General features: G+C 63.2%; 15 protein-coding genes. 11 read left to right on the forward strand and 4 right to left on the reverse strand.

Annotation, left to right across the window (positions count from 1 at the left end; translation table 11 throughout):
* Positions 1-10: 10 nt before the first annotated feature.
* Together ACZ5YV_RS04460 and ACZ5YV_RS04465 are read right to left on the reverse strand one after the other, a co-directional pair.
* On the reverse strand, positions 11-1,465 hold the full coding sequence (locus ACZ5YV_RS04460) for an AMP nucleosidase (RefSeq protein WP_464788759.1): 1,455 nt from the start codon (positions 1,463-1,465) through the stop codon (positions 11-13).
* An 80-nt stretch (positions 1,466-1,545) separates the two neighbouring features.
* Complete coding sequence (locus ACZ5YV_RS04465) at positions 1,546-2,028, reverse strand: redoxin family protein (RefSeq protein WP_464788760.1); 483 nt, start codon at positions 2,026-2,028, stop codon at positions 1,546-1,548.
* A gap of 127 nt (positions 2,029-2,155) precedes the next feature.
* On the opposite strand from ACZ5YV_RS04465, the gene ACZ5YV_RS04470 reads away from it, so the two are divergent.
* The 10 genes from ACZ5YV_RS04470 (at position 2,156) to trxA (ending at position 16,471) form a co-directional block, all read left to right on the forward strand.
* Positions 2,156-2,716 carry a YqgE/AlgH family protein gene (locus ACZ5YV_RS04470; RefSeq protein ID WP_464788761.1) on the forward strand — a complete coding sequence of 187 codons (561 nt, stop codon included), beginning with the start codon at positions 2,156-2,158 and terminating at the stop codon, positions 2,714-2,716.
* Between the two features lie 183 nt (positions 2,717-2,899).
* Positions 2,900-3,451: a hypothetical protein gene (locus ACZ5YV_RS04475; protein WP_464788762.1), complete on the forward strand. Its 552-nt coding sequence runs from the start codon at positions 2,900-2,902 to the stop codon at positions 3,449-3,451.
* A 120-nt stretch (positions 3,452-3,571) separates the two neighbouring features.
* Positions 3,572-4,981, forward strand: a complete 1,410-nt coding sequence (gene ahcY / locus ACZ5YV_RS04480) for an adenosylhomocysteinase (RefSeq protein WP_464788763.1) — start codon at positions 3,572-3,574, stop codon at positions 4,979-4,981.
* 260 nt (positions 4,982-5,241) lie between these two features.
* Positions 5,242-7,590: a PAS domain-containing sensor histidine kinase gene (locus tag ACZ5YV_RS04485; protein ID WP_464788764.1), complete on the forward strand. Its 2,349-nt coding sequence runs from the start codon at positions 5,242-5,244 to the stop codon at positions 7,588-7,590.
* 13 nt (positions 7,591-7,603) lie between these two features.
* Positions 7,604-8,041, forward strand: coding sequence for a tRNA (adenosine(37)-N6)-threonylcarbamoyltransferase complex ATPase subunit type 1 TsaE (gene tsaE / locus ACZ5YV_RS04490; protein WP_464789145.1), 438 nt, complete (start codon positions 7,604-7,606; stop codon positions 8,039-8,041).
* Positions 8,038-9,024 carry an aminoglycoside phosphotransferase family protein gene (locus ACZ5YV_RS04495; protein WP_464788765.1) on the forward strand — a complete coding sequence of 329 codons (987 nt, stop codon included), beginning with the start codon at positions 8,038-8,040 and terminating at the stop codon, positions 9,022-9,024. Before tsaE ends, ACZ5YV_RS04495 begins: the two co-directional genes overlap by 4 nt.
* On the forward strand, positions 9,021-9,731 hold the full coding sequence (locus ACZ5YV_RS04500) for a nucleotidyltransferase family protein (RefSeq protein ID WP_464788766.1): 711 nt from the start codon (positions 9,021-9,023) through the stop codon (positions 9,729-9,731). The genes ACZ5YV_RS04495 and ACZ5YV_RS04500 overlap by 4 nt, the downstream gene beginning before the upstream one ends.
* Positions 9,724-12,699, forward strand: coding sequence for a double-strand break repair protein AddB (gene addB, locus ACZ5YV_RS04505; protein WP_464788767.1), 2,976 nt, complete (start codon positions 9,724-9,726; stop codon positions 12,697-12,699). Before ACZ5YV_RS04500 ends, addB begins: the two co-directional genes overlap by 8 nt.
* Entirely contained in the window at positions 12,680-16,120 is a 3,441-nt protein-coding gene (gene addA / locus ACZ5YV_RS04510) for a double-strand break repair helicase AddA (RefSeq protein WP_464788768.1), read from the forward strand. Before addB ends, addA begins: the two co-directional genes overlap by 20 nt.
* 30 nt (positions 16,121-16,150) lie before the next feature.
* The gene (gene trxA / locus ACZ5YV_RS04515; RefSeq protein WP_464788769.1) at positions 16,151-16,471 is read left to right on the forward strand and encodes a thioredoxin TrxA; all 321 of its coding nucleotides are present in this window, start codon (positions 16,151-16,153) and stop codon (positions 16,469-16,471) included.
* Between the two features lie 111 nt (positions 16,472-16,582).
* Here the strand turns inward: trxA and ACZ5YV_RS04520 are convergent, their stop codons facing one another.
* Both ACZ5YV_RS04520 and argJ read right to left on the reverse strand, forming a co-directional pair.
* Entirely contained in the window at positions 16,583-17,380 is a 798-nt protein-coding gene (locus ACZ5YV_RS04520) for an inositol monophosphatase family protein (RefSeq protein ID WP_464788770.1), read from the reverse strand.
* Entirely contained in the window at positions 17,380-18,606 is a 1,227-nt protein-coding gene (argJ, locus tag ACZ5YV_RS04525) for a bifunctional glutamate N-acetyltransferase/amino-acid acetyltransferase ArgJ (protein ID WP_464788771.1), read from the reverse strand. Before argJ ends, ACZ5YV_RS04520 begins: the two co-directional genes overlap by 1 nt.
* Positions 18,607-18,769: 163 nt before the next feature.
* Here argJ and secA point away from each other — a divergent pair, with 163 nt between their 5' ends.
* Positions 18,770-21,502, forward strand: coding sequence for a preprotein translocase subunit SecA (gene secA, locus ACZ5YV_RS04530; protein WP_464788772.1), 2,733 nt, complete (start codon positions 18,770-18,772; stop codon positions 21,500-21,502).
* Positions 21,503-21,603 lie beyond the last annotated feature (101 nt).

A 21,603-nucleotide genomic window follows, 5' to 3' on the forward strand; every position in this document is an offset into this window, starting at 1 on the left:
CGCTAATCCATCACCGAAATGGAGGCTCGTTGAACGCCCGCAGTTTCCGGCTGTGTAGCTTAGGGCCTTCCTGCCGCAGCAGTTCGCACGTCATCAGGCCGATCCGCAGATGCCCGGCAATGGCTTCCTCATAAAAGCGGTTCGCCTGCCCCGGCAGCTTCAGTTCGCCATGGATCGGCTTGTCCGACACGCAGAGCAATGTTCCGTACGGAACGCGGAAACGATAGCCCTGTGCCGCGATCGTAGCGGACTCCATGTCGATCCCGACCGCGCGCGACAGGCTGAAGCGCAACGCTGAACTGGAATAGCGCAGTTCCCAGTTTCGATCGTCGGTCGTCACCACGGTCCCGGTGCGCAGCCTGCGCTTGAAATCCTCCTCGCTGCTGCCGCCCAGAACTGCCTCGGCGGACTTGGCTAGGGCGACCTGAACTTCCGCAATAGCTGGCACCGGAATTTCCGGCGGCAGCATATCATCCAGCACCTTGTCATCGCGCAGATAGGCATGGGCGAGCACATAGTCGCCGATCCGCTGGCTGGGTCGCAGGCCGCCGCAATGACCGATCATCAACCAGGCTTCCGGCCGCAGCACCGCCAGATGATCGCAGATGGTCTTCGCATTGGCGGGGCCGACGCCGATATTGACCAGCGTGATACCACTGCGATTGGGCGCGATCAGATGATAGGCGGGCATCTGATGCTTGCGCCATGCACTGTCGGCGATCATGCGCGCTGGATCGGCCGTCTCCCGCGTCACATAGACGCCGCCTGCGCCGGACAAAGCCGTGTAGGGCGAGCCGTTTCTTTGCAGTTCCGCACAGGCCCAGGCTACGAACTCATCGACATAGCGATGATAGTTGGTGAAGAGGATGTATCGCTGAATATGCTCGGCTGGCGTGCCGGTATAATGTTTCAGTCGGGCAAGCGAGAAATCGGTGCGCAGCCCGTCGAACAGCGCCAGCGGCCTTTGCCCATCTGCATCCGGCATGAACAGGCCATCGGCGATCTCGTCCCCGATCTCTGCCAACTCGGTTGCGGGAAAATGGCGCGCCAGTTCGGTGGGAGGGGTGCCGTCAAGAGCGCTGATGTCCAGCCCATCCAGCACATAGGGAAAGGGGATCTGCTGATCGCTGACCGCCGTTTCGACCCCCACTCCATAATCCCGGACGAGCAAGTCGATCTGCTCGGCCAGATAATCGCCGAACATTTCCGGCCGGGTGACCGTGGTTGTATAAAGGCCGGGCTTGGACAGACGGGCGAAGGATCGCCCGGGTGGCGGGGCATCGGTTTCGGCATGATGGATGACGCGCAGTTCGGGATAACAGAAGCGGCGATCGGACTTTGCCTCTGGCGGCGGCACGCTGCCATCGCGGGCATAGGCCTGCATGGCCTCGCGCAGATTTCCGATAGAGGTCTGGTAAATCCTGTCCAGTTGCGCGACCGCCGCGCTGCCGATGCTTTTCGTCATCGAACATTGCTACCGCAGATATGTGACGGAAGGAAGGCGGGGTAGCCGCGCAACGGGGTTATCGTCGCACGGCAATCGCCTCAGAGCTGCCCCAGCAGATGATCAGCCGACGAAAACTTGAACTCGCCCGGTGCCTCGACATTCAGTTCGGTGACCACGCTATCTTTTACGATCATGGAAAAGCGCTGGCCACGCGTGCCCATGCCAAACTTGCTGCCGTCCATCGTCAGGCCCGCAGCCTTGACGAAGTCGCCATTGCCGTCCGCCAGCATGGTCACTTTATCGTCTGCTCCGGCTGATTTGCCCCAGGCGCCCATGACGAAAGGGTCATTGACCGCGGTGCAGGCAATCTCGTCCACGCCCTTTTCCTTCAGCGCGTCGGCCTTCTCCACAAAGCCGGGGAGGTGCTTGGCCGAGCAGGTCGGCGTAAAGGCGCCGGGCACGGAGAAGAGCGCCACCGTCCGCCCCCTGAAAAATTCGTCGGAGGAAATCTGTTCCGGCCCATTTTCCGTCATCTTGGCAAAGGTAGTGGCGGGGATGCGATCCCCTTTCGCGATGGTCATATTCTGTCTCCTGCCGTTGATGAGGCGGGAGGTCGGCGCTTGGCGGCCCTGTGTCAAGGCGGGCCATCGCCCCTGGTGAACGACAGCCCGCCATTGGCAAAGCCGCTGGGCAGCGTATATTCATCTTATGGATCAGCTTCGCTCCTATGCCGGTCAGTTCCTGCTCGCTTTGCCGGGCATGGAAGACATGCGCTTCGATCATTCCGTGATCGCCATTTGCGTCCATGATGAAAATGGCGCTCTCGGCATCGCGGTCAGCGATGAAATTGAGGGCGTCGGGCTGCATGAACTGCTCGAAAGCTTTGACATCAATCCCGCCAATGTCCCCGACATACCCGTGCTTCGCGGCGGTCCGGTCGAACCGCGCCGGGGCTTCGTGCTGCATTCCCTCGACTGGAAAGGGCATGACATGGTGGAGGTCGGGGAAGACTGGGGGCTTTCCGGCTCGCTGGAGATATTGAAGGCGATCGCGGAAGGCACTGGTCCCAGTCGCTATATCGTCGCGCTCGGCTATGCCGGTTGGGGCGCAGGACAACTCGATCAGGAGATGACCGGCGAAAGCTGGTTCCCGGCGGGATGCAGCGCGGATCTATTGTTCGACGTTCCGGCGGAAAAAAAGTGGGCGGCGGCCTATGCCGCTGCCGGAGTCGACGCGTCTCATCTGGTGAGCGGCGCTGGCTCCGCCTGATCACGTCGCATAATTTGCGAAATATTTTCCCGGTTCAGCTGCGCAACGATGGCGCGAAACAGAGTTTGTTTCCGCATCGTAACTGAACATTTCCGGGTAAATTCCCGCTAACTGCCTTCATTTACAACGCGGCAAGCGCGCGGGCGCACCTTCATCCTCGGGAATTGCTCGGGGGTTCAAATCATGAAGAAGTTTGTCGCGGCTATGATTGCCGCAGCGATGCCGCTCGCGCCTGCCAGCGCCGCGCCTTGCTGGAAGAAGGTTGCGGTAGAGGCGGCGCAAATTCGGGATTTTGAGATGATGCTCATGGTGTCCGCACTGCGTTGTCGGTCCACGGGCAGCAATTTCCTGGCCGACTATAATCGCTTTATCAGGGAAAAGCGTGACGCGCTGACGCAGGTCAATGACGAGCTTCGCGAACATTTCCGTTCGGTTGCCGGACCAATCGGCGCGCTGGGCGCTTACGACAATTATGTGACCAGCCTCGCCAATGTCTATGGCGCCGGGGCCGAAGGGCTCGCCTGCCGCGATCTTCAGTCGATCACGGATGCAGCCAACGCACTTCCCGCGACCCGGGCGGCGCTGCTTGAACTGTCGGACGCTGCCGGTACGACCCCGCATCTTTCGGGCGCCCGCTGCGACGTCGTTATGGCGATTGCGGGTCAGGAAGCGGAGCCATCTGCCGATCTGGGTGAAACGAGGGTCGCGGTCGCCTCCCGACCTGGTGAAGAGTGACATAAAGAAAACTTTATATTGAGTTGCCATCAACGGCGGCGATTGGTAAAGCGCAAGCCATCGCCGCCGTTTCGCCATGCGATCGGCTCCGGCACATTCTAAACCGATGGAGACACGCTCGTGGCCACAGCACCCGCCACCCAGGCGCAGGACTATGTGATCGCCGACATCAACCTTGCCGCGTTCGGCCGCAAGGAAATCGAGATCGCCGAAACCGAAATGCCCGGCCTGATGGCCCTGCGCGCCGAATTCGGCGCTGCAAAGCCGCTGAAGGGCGCGCGCATCACCGGATCGCTGCACATGACGATCCAGACCGCCGTGCTGATCGAGACACTGGCCGAGCTGGGCGCGGAAATCCGCTGGGCTTCCTGCAACATCTTCTCGACCCAGGACCACGCCGCTGCCGCAATCGCCGCGCGCGGCATCCCCGTCTTCGCCGTCAAGGGCGAAACGCTGGAGGAATATTGGGACTATGTCATCCGCATCTTCGATTGGGGTGACACACCCTGCAACATGATCCTGGATGACGGCGGCGACGCCACCATGTTCGCGCTGTGGGGCGCCCGCGTCGAAGCCGGAGAAGAGCTGTTCACGCCGGGCAATGAGGAAGAGGAAATCTTCGTCGCCACGCTGAAGCGCTTCCTGGCCGATCGTCCGGGCTACCTGACCAAGACCGTCGCCGCGATCAAGGGCGTGTCGGAAGAAACCACCACCGGCGTCCATCGCCTTTATGAGCTGGCGAAGAAGGGCAAGCTTCCTTTCCCGGCGATCAACGTCAACGACAGCGTCACCAAGTCGAAGTTCGACAATCTCTATGGCTGCAAGGAGTCGCTGGTCGATGCCATCCGTCGCGCCACCGACGTCATGCTGGCCGGCAAGGTCGCCTGCGTCGCGGGCTTCGGTGACGTTGGCAAGGGTTCGGCCGCTTCGCTCCGCAACGGTGGCGCTCGCGTTCTGGTGACCGAAGTCGATCCAATCTGCGCGCTTCAGGCCGCGATGGAAGGCTATGAAGTCGTGACGATGGAAGAAGCGGCGACCCGCGCCGACATCTTCGTCACCGCGACGGGCAACGAAGCCGTCATCACCGTCGATCACATGCGCGCGATGAAGAATATGGCGATCGTGTCCAACATCGGCCATTTCGACAGCGAGATCGAGATCGCTGGCCTCAGCAACATGAAGTGGACCGAGATCAAGCCGCAGGTCGATGAGGTCGAATTCCCCGACGGCAAGAAGATCATCGTCCTCGCCAAGGGCCGCCTCGTCAACCTGGGTTGCGCCACCGGCCACCCGAGCTTCGTGATGTCCTCCAGCTTCACCAACCAGGTGCTGGCGCAGATCGAACTGTGGACCAAGTCGGACGAATATAAGAACGATGTCTATGTCCTGCCCAAGCATCTGGACGAAAAGGTGGCCGCGCTTCACCTCGAGAAGCTGGGCGTGAAGCTGTCGAAGCTTACCCCCAAGCAGGCTGCCTACATCGGCGTGACGTCGGAAGGGCCGTTCAAGCCGGATCATTACCGCTACTAAAAAACCGGAAGGGGGGAGGCGAAAGTCTCCCCTTTTTTGGATATCGGTCCCTCGTCATCCTAGCGGAAGCTGGGTTCTATTGCCAACGGCGTCCGGCTGAGATGCCAGCGTTCGTTGGTATGAAGAAGATCGGGGCGTGTCCGTCTTGAAGGAGCCGCGCATTTCTTCAAACTCCCCGCTTCACGCTGCTCCCGACTTGGGTTAGTCCCCTGATAATCATGCAAAGGGGTGGCAGTCGCGATGAGGGGTGAACAGGCGCAATGACGTCATTGACCCCATTTGCCGCAGTCATGTTGGGGATCGTGCTGGCCGCGTGGCTGGCCGCCGCGGTGTGGGCGCTTTCGACCGGGCAGCGCATGCGGCGCGAAGGCACGCAGGTGCAGGGCAAATTCGATCGCCTGTCCAGCCTGCTCGCCTCGGCACCGGCCGCACCGATTATCATTCACGCCGATGGCCGGATCGAGGCGGCCGATCGGCTCGCCAAATGGCTTGGCAAGGACCGTGTACCCGCTTTCGTATCCGAACTTACCGCGCCCGACGGCGGTCTGGAACCGGAGGACGCAGCGGCCCTCGCGCAGGAAATAGCAGCGGCCCAGCGCGCCGGACGCAGCTTCGCCCTGCCTGTGCGAGGAGAGGGTTCGTCCCGGCTCCTGCTGGTGCGCGGCGCGCCTGCCGGGCCAGTACTCGCTGAAAGCGGCGGCGTGGTCCTGTGGATATTCGACGCGACCGACAGCCAGTCCGAAATCCAGGCGCTGAAGAGCAAGGTCGAGCAACTGCGCGAAGCCCTGGAAGCGCTCGCTGGCCTTGTGGAAGCCGCGCCGTTTCCGATGTGGCATCGCACCGCCGACATGCGCCTCAGCCTCGTCAACGCTGCCTATGTCAGCGCGGTGGACGGGGCTAATGCGGCAGATGTCATCGCGCATGGCACGGAACTGGTCGAGGCGGTGGGCGGCCTCGGCCCTCAGTCATCAGCAGAGCAGGCGCTCGCGGAGGATCGGGTGGTCGAGCGCATGGTGCCAGCGACAATCGATGGCGAACGCCGAACGATGCGGGTCGTCGATGTCCCCCTTGGCGAAGCTGGCGTCGCCGGTTTCGCGATGGACCAGAATGAGCTTGAACAGGCCCGCGTCGAGCATCGCCGCCTTGAAGCGGCTCAGCGCGACCTGCTCGACCGCCTCTCTGCTGGCGTGGCCCGCTTTGGCCCGGATCGCACCCTGCGTTTCTGGAACCAGCCCTTCATGAGCCTGTTCGGGCTTGATCAGGAACATCTGGCCGACCAGCCCGTGTTCGAACGCGTCCTCGACCGCATGCGCGAGGCCCGCCGCCTGCCCGAACATCGCGACTTTCCGGCCTGGCGCGCCGAACGTCGCGATTGGTTCCTCTCACCCGACCCGCGCGAGGAAAACTGGCTGCTCGCCGATGGCACTCATCTGCGCGTCTATGGTCAGCCATTGCCCGACGGCGGCCTGCTCCTGATCTTTGAAGATCGTACGGAGCAGGTCCAGCTTTCCAGCGCGCGCGACACACTGCTGCGAGTCCGCACGGCCACATTCGACAATCTGTTCGAGTCGATCGGCGTATTTTCGTCCGATGGCCGCCTGTCGCTGTGGAACAGCCGTTTCCGCTCGATCTGGGAAATCTCAGAAGATCTGCTGGCGCAGCACCCGCGCATCGACGAACTTCTGCGCGCCGTCCAATCCCGCCTCGCCAAGCCGCAGCAGGCCAATCTCGTCCGCGAACTGGTTCGCGCGGCGACAGTGGAACGCAAGCAGCGCGTCGGCCATGTCGGTTTCGCGGACGGCCGCATCTTCGAATTTGCCGCCATCCCTCTGCCCGATGGGAACGCACTTTTCACGATGCTGGACGTCACCGACAGCCGCCGTGTCGAACAAGTGCTGCGCGACCGCAACGAAGCGCTTGAGCAGGCCGATCGGGTCAAGACCGCCTTCGTCACCAATATGAGCTACGAATTGCGCACGCCGCTCACCACCATCGCGGGCTTCGCCGAGATGATGAGCGCGGGCTATGCCGGGGAATTGAGCGTTTCCGCCAAGGAATATGTCGATGGCATTCTCCAGAGTACCAGTCGCCTGTCGATGTTGATCGACAATGTGCTGGACCTGACACAGGGAGAAGCCGGGACGCTCCCGATCGACCGCGCCCCTGTCGACCTCGCCGCCCTGGCAAAGGAAAGCGTCGAACGGATCAAGGCCGAGGCGACGGCCAAGGGCATCGACCTTGCGATCTCCCTGCATGAAACATTGGGGAAGGTGGAAGGCGATAGCCGCCGGATCGGCCAGGCGCTCGATCATCTCCTGGAGAACGCCGTCTGCTACAGCGGACGCGGCGCGCGTGTATTGCTGCATGGCGACGGCAGCAGCGACTCCGCGCGGCTCGTCGTGTCCGACAACGGTCCAGGCATCAGCGCAAAGCGCCACGCCACGATCTTCGACGCAGCCGCTCGCGCGGAACAGGCACGAAGCGGCGAAAAGGCCGGGATCGGCCTGCCGCTCGCCAAGCAATTCGCCGAGGCGCATGGTGGCACCCTCCAACTCGTGTCAGAGCCGGGGCAGGGCACCATGGCCGTAATCGAGCTACCCCGTGGCTGAGCAGAGCCTGACCATGCCCGACGAAGCGGCGATGCTGGCCCTCGGCCACCGTTTGGCCGATGTGGCGCGCATCGGTGACGTCATTGCGCTGGAAGGCGGCCTTGGTGCGGGAAAGACAACGCTCGCGCGCGGCGTATTGGAGGGGCTTGGCCTTGCAGGCGAGGCGCCAAGCCCCAGCTTCGCGATCGTCCAGCCCTATGATGTGCCGGAGGTGAAGCTCCCCGTCGCCCATGTCGATCTCTATCGCCTTGATGATGTGGAAGAGGCGCGGGAACTGGCTCTGGACGAATATCTGATGGACAGCCTGCTGATCGTCGAATGGCCCGACCGCCTGGGTCCGGATGCATGGCCGCATGCGCTGCGGCTCCACATCGACATCGAACCCGACGGCGCTCGGCGCTTGACAGTGCGCGTGCCGGACGCTTGGACAGAGCGATGGTCGCAGATATGATCCCGCCCACTTCCGCTCCCGCTTTTCTCTCAGCTGCGGGGTGGGGGCATGCCGCTATCGTCCCGCTGGCCGGTGATGCGTCGTTCCGTCGCTACTTTCGCGTGGTCGATGGCGCGCGCCGTGCCGTGCTGATGGATGCGCCGCCGCCACATGAGGACCCGCGCCCCTTTATCGCCATTGCCGAACATCTGACGGGACAGGGTTTTGCTGCCCCGGCGATCCTTGCCCGCGACCTGGAACAAGGTCTGGTACTCATCGAGGATTTCGGCGACTTGCGAGTCAAGGAACATCTGGACGATGTCCCCGCCGACGAGGAAGGCGTTTATAGCCGCGCAGTCGAGCTGCTCGCTGATCTTCATCGCCAGCCTGCCGCCGACCTGCCGCCCTATGACCGCGCGGTCTATCAGCGCGAGGCAGGACTGCTCACCGAATGGTATTGCCCCGCGATCGGCCTCCCTGTCGATACAGATGCCTATACGCGGGCCTGGGATGCCGTGCTGCCGATCGTGGAGCAATCCGCCAGCCCCGTCGTCACAGTGCTGCGCGATTATCATGCCGAAAATATCATGCTGATCGATCGACCTGAAGTGCGGGGGCTTGGTCTTCTCGACTTTCAGGACGCTCTTGCCGGGCATCCCGCTTATGATCTCGCGTCGCTGCTTCAGGACGCTCGACGCGATGTGCCGCCGGAGGTGGAGGCCGCGATGATCAGCCACTACAAAGCCATCGCAAATCCACCAGCCGACTTCGATGCTGCCTATGCTGTGCTGGGCGCGCAGCGGAATGCGAAGATCATCGGCATCTTCACGCGCCTGTGGAAGCGGGACGGAAAGCCGCGCTACCTGACCTTCCTGCCGCGCATGTGGGACTTGCTGGAGCGCGACCTGGCGCATCCCGCGCTCGCGCCGGTAGCGGACTGGTTCGCCGCCAACATACCGGCAGAAAAGCGCCATCTCGCGCTTCGGGACAACGCCCCCGCATGATCGACACGGCAATGCTGATGGCGGCGGGCCTTGGGAAGCGGATGCGCCCGCTCACCGCCACGCGTCCAAAGCCACTGGTCAAGGTAGCTGGCAAGCCGCTGATGGACCATGCGCTGGACCGGCTTTCCGCTGGCGGCATCCGCAAGGTCGTGGTCAATGTTCATTACCTCGCCGACACGGTCGAGGCGCATCTCAACGCCCATTCCAACGGCATGCAGGTGCTGATCTCGGACGAGCGTCCCAAGCTGCTGGAAACGGGCGGGGGTTTGATCCATGCCCGTGCCCTGCTGGGCGACAATCCCTTCTTCTGCGCGAACAGCGACAATCTCTGGATCGACGGGCCGCAGGAAACGCTGGGCATGATGCAGCGCCTGTGGGACCCCGATCGCATGGACGCGCTTCTGTTGCTGGTGCCGCTCGCCCGCGCCCATTGCCACACGGGACCGGGCGACTTCCACATGGATGCATCTGGCCGCTTGAGCCGCCGCAAGACGAGCCATGTCGCGCCCTTCGTCTTTACGGGCGTGCAGATCCTTTCGCCCGGCCTGCTGGTCGATCCGCCATCCGACGTCTTTTCGACCAATATCTTCTGGAACCGCGCTATCGAAGCGGGGCGTCTCTACGGCGTTTCCCATCAGGGCCTTTGGTTCGACGTCGGCACGCCGCGCGCCATTCCCTTTGTGGAGTCGATGCTCGCTCATGGGTGATCACACCCGGCCCGCCTTGTTCAACATCCCAGCTCACCGCGCCTTTTCCGACGCCTTGGCAGCGGGCATACTTGCGCAGCATGGTGCTGACCCGATGGCACTGGCGCAGGGCATGATCCTGCTGCCCACCAACCGCGCGATCCGCGCTGTCAGCGATGCTTTTGTTCGCCGATCGGCTGGAGGCCTGCTTCTTCCCCGATTGGTCGCGATCGGCGATCCTGATCTTGGCGAACAGGCAGGCGGCGCGCTCGATCCTCTGGCGGAGGGGGAGGCCATTCCCCCGGCGATTGCGCCCATGCGCCGCCAGATGATCCTGGCCCGCATGGTTCAGCAGGCATCCGGCCAGCCAATGGACGCCGCGCAGGCGATCAAGCTCGGCCAAGCGCTTGGCACAGTGCTCGACCAGATGCAGGTGGAACGGGTGCCCATCACCGCGCTTTCCGAACTCACGCTGTCGGATGAACTGTCGGGCCATTGGCAAAGATCGCTCGATCTATTCTCCATCCTCATTCGCCGCTGGCCCGAGGAATTGGCACGGCTTGGCCTCATTGACTTGGCCGACCGACGCAATCGCCTGTTCGATCGCCTCGCCGCACGCTGGGCCGCAGAGCCACCATCCGGCTTCGTGATCGCCGCTGGCATAGCCACGACCGCTCCGGCGGTTGCGGGTCTGCTTCGAAGGATCTCCGTCCTGCCGCGCGGTAGCGTCGTTTTCGCTGGCCTCGACCATGAAATGGACGAAGCCGCATGGGACGCCATCGGTCCATTCGCGCCGGACCCCGTTACCGGCCGTGCGCCCCCTGCGCATGAAACCCATCCCCAATATGCCCTGAAGCGCTTGCTCAATGGAATGAGCGCCACGCGCGATGACGTAGCGCTGTGGCGCTGGGGCAGCGAGCATGATGCGCGCGCCGTCCGCAGCCGCAACATATCCAACGCGATGCTCCCTCCGCGCCTCACCAGCCGCTGGCGCGATCTGAAAACCGCGGACCGCTCACTCACAGGGGTGGAGGCTCTGGAAGTCGCCACGCCGGGCGAGGAAGCGCAGGCCATCGCCATCGCCCTGCGTGAGGCAGTGGAAACACAGGGCCGCACCGCCGCGCTGGTCACGCCTGACCGCCAGCTCGCTACCCGCGTGTCGGCGCATCTGGCGCGCTGGGGAGTATCAGCCGACGATTCCGCTGGTCTCCCGTTGTCCCGCCTGCCGCCGGGCACTCTGCTCATAGCGCTGGCCCAGGCGGTGGCCGAACGCTTCGCGCCCGTGGCGCTGCTCACTTTGCTCAAGCATCCGCTGGTCATGCGCGGCGAAGAACGCCTTCCGTGGCTGGAAGGCGTGCGGGGCCTCGACCTGCTGCTTCGCGGCCCGCGTCCTCCTGCTGGCCTTCAAGGGGTAGACCTGCTGCTCGCCGAACGGGAAGGAGAGGATCGCCAGCAAGCCTTGCGAGCCCAAACGCGGCAATGGTGGTCAAAGGCGCGCGCGTTGCTCGAACCGCTGGAGCAAGCCTGCTCCGCCGCCCCCACATTCGCCGCTCAACTGGCGGCGCTTCGCGAACAAGCCGGAGCGCTGACCGGCGATGCCATATGGGCCGGTGTCCAGGGCCACGCCGCCGCCGATCTGTTCGCCGAGATGGAACAGGCGGCCCCCGAAGGCCCTCAACAATCTGACATCCGCTCCCTCCCGACCCTGCTCGACAATATGTTGGGTGGCGTTTCGGTGCGCCCGGTTCAGGGCGGCCATCCGCGCATCTCGATATTGGGTCTGATCGAGGCCCAGCTGGTTCAAACTGATCTAATGATCCTCGGCGGCCTCAACGAGGGCACATGGCCCGGCCTGCCATCACCCGACCCCTGGCTTGCCCCCCGTATCCGGCGGGAACTTGGCCTGCCCGGCCTCGAAACCCGCATCGGCCGCGCCGCTCATGACTTTGCCAGCGCACTGGGCGCTCCCCACGTCCTCATCACCCGCTCCAGAAGGGGTTCGGGAGGCCCCGCCATAGCCTCCCGCTTCTGGCTGCGCCTCAAGGCCATGGCTGGTCCACAATGGAAGATCGCCGATCGTTACGCTGCGCTGGCACAGGCACTCGATCGCCCAGCGCGGCACCAGCCAAGCCGCCGTCCCGCGCCAGTGCCACCCGCCTCCGTCCGCCCGAAGCTGATTCCCGTCACCGATGTGGACCGGCTGAAGGCTGATCCGTTTGCCTTCTATGCCAAGCGGATATTGCGCCTCAATCGCCTCGACCCGGTCGATGCCGACGCGGGTCCCGCATGGCGCGGCACGGCGGTCCACGAAATCCTCCAGCGCTGGGCAGAGGCCGGGCAGCGCGATCCCGCCGATCTGGAAGCCCGCGCCCGCGCGATGTTCGACCGGCCCGATGTGCACCCGCTGCTGAAGGCGCTCTGGCAACCAAGGTTGATCGAGGCCATCCGCTGGATCGCTGCCGAAGTGACCGCCGATCAGGCAGCGGGCCGCTCCATCCTGGCGGTGGAGACGGACGGCCGGGCGGAGATCGCTGGCGTGACCCTCACCGGCAAGGCTGACCGGATAGATCGCATGCCCGACGGCTCGCTCGCCATAGTCGATTACAAGACCGGCAAACCGCCCAGCGCCAAGCAGGTCAGGGCTGGCTATTCCCTCCAATTGGGCTTGCTGGGCCTCATCGCCGAACAGGGTGGCTTCTCTGCCATCGACCGCGCCGGAACCGCAGGATGTTTCGAATATTGGTCGCTGGCCAAGAAGAATGACGCCTTCGGCTACCGTGAAAGCCCCGTCGATCCGATGGGGAAGCGGGACAAGATCGTGACGGCCTCCTTCACATCGCTCGTCCACGAATGGTTCGAGAAAATCGCGGGGGATTATCTAACGGGTAACGCCCCCTTCGACGCGCAAGTAAATCCCGAAGTCGCAAACTATGGCGATTATGACCAGCTGATGCGGCTGGAGGAATGGTATGGCCGCGACGATGGCTAGGAAGACCTCCGCCCTTCAACCGCTTGCCGGAGCACAGGCCCGTGCCGCTTCACCGGACGCGCATGTCTGGCTGTCGGCTTCGGCGGGCACAGGCAAGACGCATGTGCTGACCGCCCGCGTGTTCCGCCTGCTGCTGCAGGGTGTGCGGCCTGAAAACATCCTTTGCCTCACCTTCACCAAAGCGGGCGCGGCGGAAATGGCCGACCGCATCCATGACCGGCTGGCCGCCTGGGTCCAGATGGAGGAAGGGGAACTGTTCGAGGATCTGGAGGCACTGCACGAGGATAGCGGCCCGGAGGCTCGCGATCGCGCTCGCCGCCTCTTTGCAGAGGTGCTGGAATCGACCGGCGGCGGCCTTCGCATCCAGACCATCCACAGCTTTTGCCAGCAACTGCTGACCGCCTTTCCTCTGGAGGCAGACCTTCCGCCCGGCTTCCGCCCGCTTGACCAGCGCGAGCAGTCGGCGCTCGCCCGCCAGACGCTGGCTGATCTTGCCGTCACCGCTCAGGATCAGGGCGACGACAGGCTGATGGAAGCGCTACAGGCGATCAGCCTCCGTCTGGGCGAAGGCGGCGCTGAACAATTCCTGCTGCGCTGCGCTTCCCACCTTCCCGCACTGGAGCAATTGCCGGAGAACATCGCCGCTTGGCTCTATCGCGAGCTGGGCCTGCCAGAGGGCGACGTCCTCGCGCATCTCGCCAGCCAGTGCGAAGACGCGCAGTTCGACATGCGATCTCTCGCCTGGATCGCTCAGGCAAATGCCGATTGGGGCACCGGCCGCGCTCTGGAACGCTGTGATCGCATAGCCCGATGGCGCGCGCTGAGCCCGCTGGATCGGGCGGAAACCCTCGCAGACCTTCACGCCGCATGGGCAAAGGCGGACGGCGACCTGATCTCGGCCAAGGGCTGGGTTCCCCCCATCGATGGCTATGGCGAAGCGAGCGCGCGCCTCCATTCCCGTTGCGCCGAACTTTTGAGCCTCAAGGCGCTCGCCGTCTATACCGATCTGCTCGCCGAAGGACTGCATGCAGGCCGCGCCTATGCCCGCGCCTATCATGAGGCAAAGCAGCTTGCGGGCGCCGTGGATTTCAACGACCTGATCGCCCGCACTGCGGATCTCCTGTCCCAGCCCGGCATCGCCGACTGGATCCGCTACAAACTGGACCAGCGCATCGACCACATCATGGTCGATGAGGCGCAGGACACGAACGTCAGCCAGTGGCAGATCGTCGGCGCGCTCGCTTCGGAATTTTTCGCGGGGGAAGGGGCCAAGGGTGATCGCATCCGCACCATCTTCACCGTCGGTGACTTCAAGCAGGCGATCTTCGGCTTCCAGGGAACCAGTCCTCAGGCCTTCGCTGCCGCGCAGATACTGTTCCAGCGTCATGCGGAAGATGCCGAGCATATCTTCCACGACCTGTCGCTTGAACGCAGCTTCCGCTCCACGCCCGCCGTCCTCGACGTGGTCGATCACACGATCGCGACCTTAAGCGCCGAGCGGCTAGGCCTGCCTTCGGGCGCAGTCCAGCACATCAGCGCCAACCGCTTCCCCGGTGAGGTCCTGCTGTGGAAACCCACCATCGCAGGCTTGTCCGACGACGCAGAAGGCGAGGAAGACTGGGCCGCCGATCAGGAACGCCTCCTCGCCCAGAATATCGCGCGCCAGATCCGCCAATGGATCGACGACGGCATGATGCTCGAAAGCCGGGGTCGCCCGGTGACGGCAGGCGACATCATGATCCTCGTCCGCCGCCGCAGCGAACTCGCCCGGCTGATCGTCGCGCGTCTCTATGAGGAGGGGGTCGCCGTCGCGGGGATCGATCGCCTCCGCCTGAATGCGCCGCTTGCCGTGCGCGACCTGCTCGCCGCGCTTCGTTTCGCGGTGCAGCCTGAGGATGATCTCAACCTGGCCTCTTTGCTGGTATCGCCCCTGATCGGCTGGACGCAGGATGACCTCATGGCCCGCGCCATGAACCGCCGCGTTGGACTCTGGCAGCATCTCACCCGGACTCAGGATGAACAGCTGCTAGGCCCGCTTCGTACCCTTCTCAACCGGGCCGACCTCACCACGCCCTACCGCTATCTCGAATCGATCCTGTCCGGCCCGATGGAGGGACGCCGCCGCCTCATCGAACGCTTGGGAATTGAGGCCGCCGATCCGATCGAGGAACTGCTAAACGCTGCGCTTGCCTTCGAAACGGACGATCACCCGTCCTTGCAGCGCTTCGTGGACTGGTTCGACCGGGGCGAAGTCGAGATCGTCCGCGACGCCGCCGCGCAGGGAGATTCGCTCCGCCTTCTTACCGTGCACGGCGCGAAGGGATTGCAGGCGCCTGTCGTCATTCTGGCGGACGCATGCCTTGATCCCGATGCCGGAACACGCAGCGATTCCCTGGAATGGAACGGCTTGCCTATCCTGGCCCCGCGCAAAACCGAACGCCTTGGTCCTATCGGGGAAGTTCTGGAAGACGCGCGTGCTGCCGAACGGGAGGAGCATTGGCGGCTGCTCTACGTCGCTCTGACCCGCGCAGAGGAAAGGCTGGTCGTCACCGGCTCGCTCGGCCCCCGCGCGCGCGGCCTGCCGCAACCCGAAAGCTGGTTCACCGCCGTTGAAAACGCCCTGATCGCCCTTGGCGCGGAGTGGGAGGACGATCATCTGTGGGGCGCCCGGCGTCGCTGGCTCGGCGCGGAAACCTTGCCTCCACGCGCGCTTGAAAAGAGCGCCGCGATGGAAAGGGTGGCGCATCCCGAACCCGCTTGGCTCCGTCAGCCCGCACCAGAGGAAGCCCGTCCACCCCGGCCCCTCGCGCCCTCTGCTCCGGTAGAGGACGACGTGCCCTATCCGCCGCCGACGCCAGCCATGAAGGCGGCAAGCGAGCGGGGCCGCTGGCTGCATGCCTTGTTCGAGCGATTGCCCGATGTTCCGCCCGAACAGCGCCGCGAACGTGCAGGGCGCTGGCTCGAACAGCAGGGCGCGGCGGATGCATTGTTGCGCCATGACGTCATCTCGCAGGCTCTTCGCGTGATCGAGGACAGCGACTTCGCGCCGATCTTCGCACCCGGCGCTCTCGCTGAGGCTCCTGTCGCGGCAGTAGTGGGCGACATGGTGATCTCCGGCACTGTCGATCGTCTATGCATCGATCCCGATCGCGTGCAGGTCGTGGATTTCAAGACCGGCCGCGTAGCGCCACTTGGCGTGGATGAAGTTCCCGCCGCCCATGTCCGGCAGATGGCCGCCTATGCCGCCGCGCTTCAGGTGATCTTCCCGGATCGGAGAATTGAGGCCGCATTGCTCTACACCAGCGCCCCGCGCCTCATCACCCTTCCGGCTAATCTTCTGGCCGCGCACAAGCCGGGCTTTCCTCCCGCGCAGGAGAATTTGCCGCTTTCACCCGTTGAGACGGATGCGTCACCGTCCTAGATATCCGTCCAACTTAAGGAGAAATATAATATGGCTACCAAGGCAGTCACCGATACCAGCTTTCAGGCGGACGTGCTCGACGCAGACAAGCCCGTGCTTGTCGATTTCTGGGCGGAATGGTGCGGCCCCTGCAAGATGATCGGCCCGGCCTTGGAAGAAATCTCCGAGGAACTGGCTGACAAAGTCATCATCGCCAAGATCAACATCGACGAAAATCCCGACGCGCCCGGCAAATATGGCGTGCGCGGCATTCCGACGATGATCCTGTTCAAAAATGGCGAAGCTGCCGCCACGAAGGTCGGCGCGGCACCCAAGAGCGCGCTCAAGAGCTGGATTGAAAGCGTCCTCTAACGCGCACCTCTTTCCCTCTCCCCTTCAGGGGAGAGGGTGCCGAGCGTAGCGAAGGCGGGAGAGGGGGAAGGACGCGCGGCCCGAACTACGCGGCCGCCTTCAAGTCCGACATCACCGAAACAACGCCTCCACAGCTGCCTCCCACAACCGCGGCGACGAAGCCCCCAACAACCCCCGCCGCAAATCGCCCACCACATAAGGCGACCCATCCAACCGCTGACAACAGCCTCCAGCCTCGTTCAGGAAAAGCGTCCCAGCGGCATGGTCCCACGGCAATGTCCGCGCAAAGACCGAAACATCATTCTGCCCCAGCACCAGCCGGGGATATTGCTCCGCCGCACAGCGCGGAATGTCCACAAGCGAAAACACCCCTTCCGCCCGCCGTTGAATATCGGTTCGCTCGTCCGGTGTCATGAAATAGACCGCCAGCGCCGCTATCGGCAGCGGATCGCCGCTTTCCCGGGCCCGGACCTGCTCGCCATCGATATAACTGCCAGCGCCTAATGTAGCGTGACACAAACGGCCGGACAGCGGGTCCAATATCCATCCGGCCAATGTCGTCCCTGCATCCGCCAAAGCGATCATGATGCCAAAGGGCGGCCGCCCAGCCGCGAAATTGCCTGTCCCGTCGATCGGATCGATGATCCAGTTGAGCCCGTCACCCGCGCGCTCCAATATCGCCGGATCGGCCGCGTAGGCCTCTTCGCCGATAACTCCAGCTTCTGGCAGTATGCGGCTCAGCCCTTCGGCCAGCCTGATCTCGCTTTCCTTGTCGGCAATGGTGACGAGGTCGTCCGCAGCCTTCTCGCTGATTTCCTCGACCCGCAGATTCTGGTAGCGCGGCATCACGATGTCCCGCGCAACTTCACGCATCAACGTGACGACATCGTCATGCAGCTCAATCGGCATCAGCTACGGTAATCTGCGTTGATCGAGATATATCCATGCGTCAGATCGCAGGTCCACACCGTCGCGCGGCCCTCGCCAAGGCCGAGGTCCACACCGATCTGGATATCCTGTCCCTTAAGGTGCGCGGCAACCGGCGCTTCGTCATATCCCTCTACGGCAAGCCCACCCGAGGCCACCTGCGTCGCGCCGAAGCTAATCGACAGCTTGTCCCGATCCGCCGGCTCGCCCGCCTTGCCCACGGCCATGACGACGCGGCCCCAATTGGCGTCCTCGCCCGCGATCGCCGTCTTCACGAGTGGCGAATTGGCGATGGACAACGCAATCCGGTGTGCGCTCGCGTCGCTCTCCGCGCCTTCCACACCGATCTCGATGAACTTGGACGCGCCCTCGCCATCGCGCACCACCAGATGCGCCAGCTGCAGGCAAAGGTCGCTCAGCGCCGCTTGAAAGGCATCGGCCCCCGCGTCATCCATCGATGCCAACGGAGCGTTGCCCGCCTTGCCCGTGGCAAAAGCCAGCACCGTATCACTGGTCGATGTGTCACTATCCACAGTGATGCAGGAGAAAGTCCGCCGGTTCGCCGCCGACAGCATCTGCTGCAACAGCTTCGGCTCGACCGCCGCGTCGGTAAAGATATAGCCGAGCATCGTCGCCATATCCGGCGCGATCATGCCCGATCCCTTGATGATCCCCACCAATTCGACGCGCGTCCCGCCAATCATGGCGCTCGTGCGCGCGCCCTTGGCATAGGTGTCGGTCGTCCCGATCGTATTCGCAGCCTCTTCCCACTCGCAGGACACGGCGGAGAAAGCAGCCTCCAGCCCCGCCTCCGCCTTGTCCACGGGCAGCGGCACGCCGATCACCCCGGTAGAGGAGACGAACACATCCGAAGGCAGGCACCCAAGATGATTGGCGACCTTAGCCGCGATCGCTTCGACAGCCGCCCGCCCACGATGGCCGGTGAAGGCGTTGGCATTGCCCGCATTCACTACCAGAGCCCGCGCCGACCCGAGCGGAATGGCGTCACGGCACCATTCGACCTCGGGAGAAGGGCACTTGCTTTGCGTCGTGACGCCAGCAACCGCAGTACCCTCGGCCAGTTCCACATAGGTCAGATCGCACCGATCCCAATTCTTGTACCGCGCCCTGGCAACGCGCGCCGTGACGCCCGAAATGGCGGGAAGTTCGGGAAAGGCTGCAGGGGCGAGGGGAGAGCGCTGTGTCATGAGCGCGGATTAGCGCATATCATCCGTCCGTCAATCATTGCCTCGATCGAAGCGGTCAGGCCGCTCATCAATTGACTATCCCACAGGCAAACCCTAAATCGCCGCGCATATCCGTGTGCGTTGCCTTAAAAGGGTGCGCGCTCCCCTTTTGTCAGGAACTTGCATGTTCGGCGCACTCGCCAAGTCCATCTTCGGATCGTCCAACGAACGCTACGTAAAGTCGCTGGGCAAGATCGTCGAACGCATCGCATCTTTCGAACCCGCCATTTCGGCGATGAGCGATGAGGAACTGACGGCCCAGACCGCACGCTTCCGCGAACGCCTGGCGCAGGGCGAAACCCTCGATGATATGCTCCCCGAAGCCTTCGCCACCGTCCGCGAAGCGGCCAAGCGCACGCTTCACCAGCGCCATTATGATGTCCAGATGGTCGGCGGCATCGTCCTCCATCGCGGCGAGATCGCCGAAATGCGCACGGGTGAGGGCAAGACGCTGGTCGCGACGCTCGCCACCTATCTGAACGCGCTGGAAGGGAAGGGCGTCCACGTCGTCACCGTGAACGACTATCTCGCCAGCCGCGACTGCGAATGGATGGGCCAGGTCTATCGTTTCCTCGGCCTCACCACGGGCGTGATCGTCCCGAACCTTAGCGAAGATCAGCGTCGCGAAGCCTATAACGCCGACATCACCTACGCGACGAACAACGAACTCGGCTTCGACTATCTGCGCGACAATATGAAATATGACCGCGCATCGATGGTGCAGCGGCCATTCAACTTCGCCATCGTCGACGAGGTGGACTCGATCCTGATCGACGAAGCGCGCACCCCTCTGATTATCTCGGGTCCGACCGATGACAAGTCGGAACTCTATGTCGCCGTCGATGCTATCGTGAAGAAGCTGGACGAAGCCGATTATGAGAAGGACGAGAAGCAGCGCACCGTCACGCTGACGGAGGACGGCACGGAAAAGATCGAGCGTCTGCTGGAAGATGCTGGCCTGCTGGAGGGCGCCAACCTCTACGATTTCGAAAACACCGCCGTCGTTCACCACGTCAACCAGGCGCTGCGCGCGGTCGTGATGTTCCGCCGGGACATCGATTACATCGTGAAAGATGGCAAGGTCATCATCATCGATGAGTTCACCGGCCGTATGATGGATGGCCGTCGCTGGTCGGACGGCTTGCACCAGGCGGTGGAAGCCAAGGAAGGCGTTCAGATCGAGCCGGAAAACCAGACGCTCGCCTCCATCACTTTCCAGAATTTTTTCCGCATGTATCCCAAGCTCGGTGGCATGACCGGCACGGCCGCGACCGAAGCGACCGAATTCTACGAAATCTACAAGATGAACGTCGTCACCATCCCGACCAACCGGCCGGTGCAGCGTGTCGATGAAGAAGACAGCTTCTACAAGAATCTGGAAGACAAGTTCCGCGGTATCGCAAAGACCATCAAGGTCCATGCGGAGCAGGGCCAGCCCGTCCTCGTCGGCACGGTGTCGATCGAAAAGTCGGAAATGCTGTCCGAATTCCTCAATCAGGAAGGCGTCAAGCACGCCGTCCTCAACGCCCGCTTCCACGAAAGCGAAGCCCATATCGTCGCCCAGGCCGGCCGTAAGGGCGCCGTCACGATCGCGACCAACATGGCCGGGCGCGGCACCGACATCAAATTGGGCGGCAACCTGGAAATGCGCGTCGACGACGAATTGCGCGACATGCCGGAAGGCCCGGAACGCGAAGCCGCGATCGCTCGCATCGACGCCGAAATCGAGGCTGAAAAGGCCGAAGTGCTTGCGGCCGGTGGCCTCTTCGTCCTCGCGACGGAACGGCACGAAAGCCGCCGCATCGACAACCAGCTGCGCGGCCGTTCAGGGCGTCAGGGCGACCCCGGCCTCTCGCGCTTCTACCTCAGCCTCGACGATGACCTCATGCGCATCTTCGGCCCGGACACGATGTTCGCCAAGATGATCCGCTCGAACCTGGAAGATGGCGAGGCGCTGCCCCCGTCCAAGTGGCTCAGCAAGGCGATCGAGACCGCTCAGAGAAAGGTCGAGGCGCGCAACTACGACATCCGCAAGCAGGTCGTCGAATATGACGACGTCATGAACGACCAGCGCAAGGTCATTTATGAACAGCGCGCCGACATCATGGACGCTGATACCGTTGATGACGTCGTGACGGACATGCGGCACGAAACGGTCAACGACCTTGTCGGCGCATCCTGTCCTCCGGGCACTTATCCCGAACAGTGGGATATCGACCGGCTGAAGGCGCGCACCGCCGAAATCCTCGGGCTTGAGCCCGACTTCGACGCATGGCTGACGGAAGATGCCGTCGATCCGGAATTGATCGAGGAACGCCTCAAGGCTCTTGCCGATGAAGCGGTGGCCGAAAAGATTGGCGGGATCGATCCGGAAAACTGGCACATGATCGAAAAGTCGATCCTGCTCCAGAGCCTCGACCATCACTGGAAAGAGCATCTCTCGACACTGGACGCGCTACGCCAGGTCGTCCACCTGCGTGCCTATGCGCAAAAAACGCCGATCAACGAATATAAGCAGGAAGCCTTCGCCCTGTTCGAGCGCATGCTGAGCAACATCCGCGAGGATGTGACCGGCTCGATCGCGCGCGTGCAGTTCAGGATGGAAGAGCCGCTGCCCGAGTTCGACCTGCCCGTGCTTCCCGACTTCATCACCACGCATATCGACCCCTTCTCGGGCGAAGATAATAGCGGTGACATCGACGCGGGCCAGTTGAGCAGCATCACGACCACGCTCCCGCGTCCGCCGGTCGGCAACGCTCAGCCCGGTGAGTTCACCAATCTGGATATCAGCCGCAACGCGCCATGCCCGTGCGGCTCCGGTCAAAAATACAAGCACTGCCACGGCGCGCTCGCTTGAAGCAGTGATTTTCTAAGGCAGAAAGCCGGTTTTAATCCGCCGTCATGCCAGCGAAAGCTGGCATCTCAGGCGAACATGTCTCAAGTAAACCTGGATCAGTT

The organism is Sphingobium sp. TomTYG46 (genome assembly GCF_055396345.1).

Bases quoted from the DNA above. Each gene is read 5' to 3' on its own strand.
- ACZ5YV_RS04495 (WP_464788765.1), top strand. From the start codon at position 8,038: ATGATCCCGCCCACTTCCGCTCCCGCTTTTCTCTCAGCTGCGGGGTGG.
- secA (WP_464788772.1), top strand. From the start codon at position 18,770: ATGTTCGGCGCACTCGCCAAGTCCATCTTCGGATCGTCCAACGAACGC.
- ACZ5YV_RS04465 (WP_464788760.1), bottom strand. From the start codon at position 2,028: ATGACCATCGCGAAAGGGGATCGCATCCCCGCCACTACCTTTGCCAAG.
- ACZ5YV_RS04475 (WP_464788762.1), top strand. From the start codon at position 2,900: ATGAAGAAGTTTGTCGCGGCTATGATTGCCGCAGCGATGCCGCTCGCG.
- trxA (WP_464788769.1), top strand. From the start codon at position 16,151: ATGGCTACCAAGGCAGTCACCGATACCAGCTTTCAGGCGGACGTGCTC.
- tsaE (WP_464789145.1), top strand. From the start codon at position 7,604: ATGCCCGACGAAGCGGCGATGCTGGCCCTCGGCCACCGTTTGGCCGAT.
- ACZ5YV_RS04520 (WP_464788770.1), bottom strand. From the start codon at position 17,380: ATGCCGATTGAGCTGCATGACGATGTCGTCACGTTGATGCGTGAAGTT.
- ACZ5YV_RS04470 (WP_464788761.1), top strand. From the start codon at position 2,156: ATGGATCAGCTTCGCTCCTATGCCGGTCAGTTCCTGCTCGCTTTGCCG.
- addA (WP_464788768.1), top strand. From the start codon at position 12,680: ATGGCCGCGACGATGGCTAGGAAGACCTCCGCCCTTCAACCGCTTGCC.
- ACZ5YV_RS04460 (WP_464788759.1), bottom strand. From the start codon at position 1,465: ATGACGAAAAGCATCGGCAGCGCGGCGGTCGCGCAACTGGACAGGATT.
- addB (WP_464788767.1), top strand. From the start codon at position 9,724: ATGGGTGATCACACCCGGCCCGCCTTGTTCAACATCCCAGCTCACCGC.
- argJ (WP_464788771.1), bottom strand. From the start codon at position 18,606: ATGACACAGCGCTCTCCCCTCGCCCCTGCAGCCTTTCCCGAACTTCCC.
- ACZ5YV_RS04500 (WP_464788766.1), top strand. From the start codon at position 9,021: ATGATCGACACGGCAATGCTGATGGCGGCGGGCCTTGGGAAGCGGATG.
- ACZ5YV_RS04485 (WP_464788764.1), top strand. From the start codon at position 5,242: ATGACGTCATTGACCCCATTTGCCGCAGTCATGTTGGGGATCGTGCTG.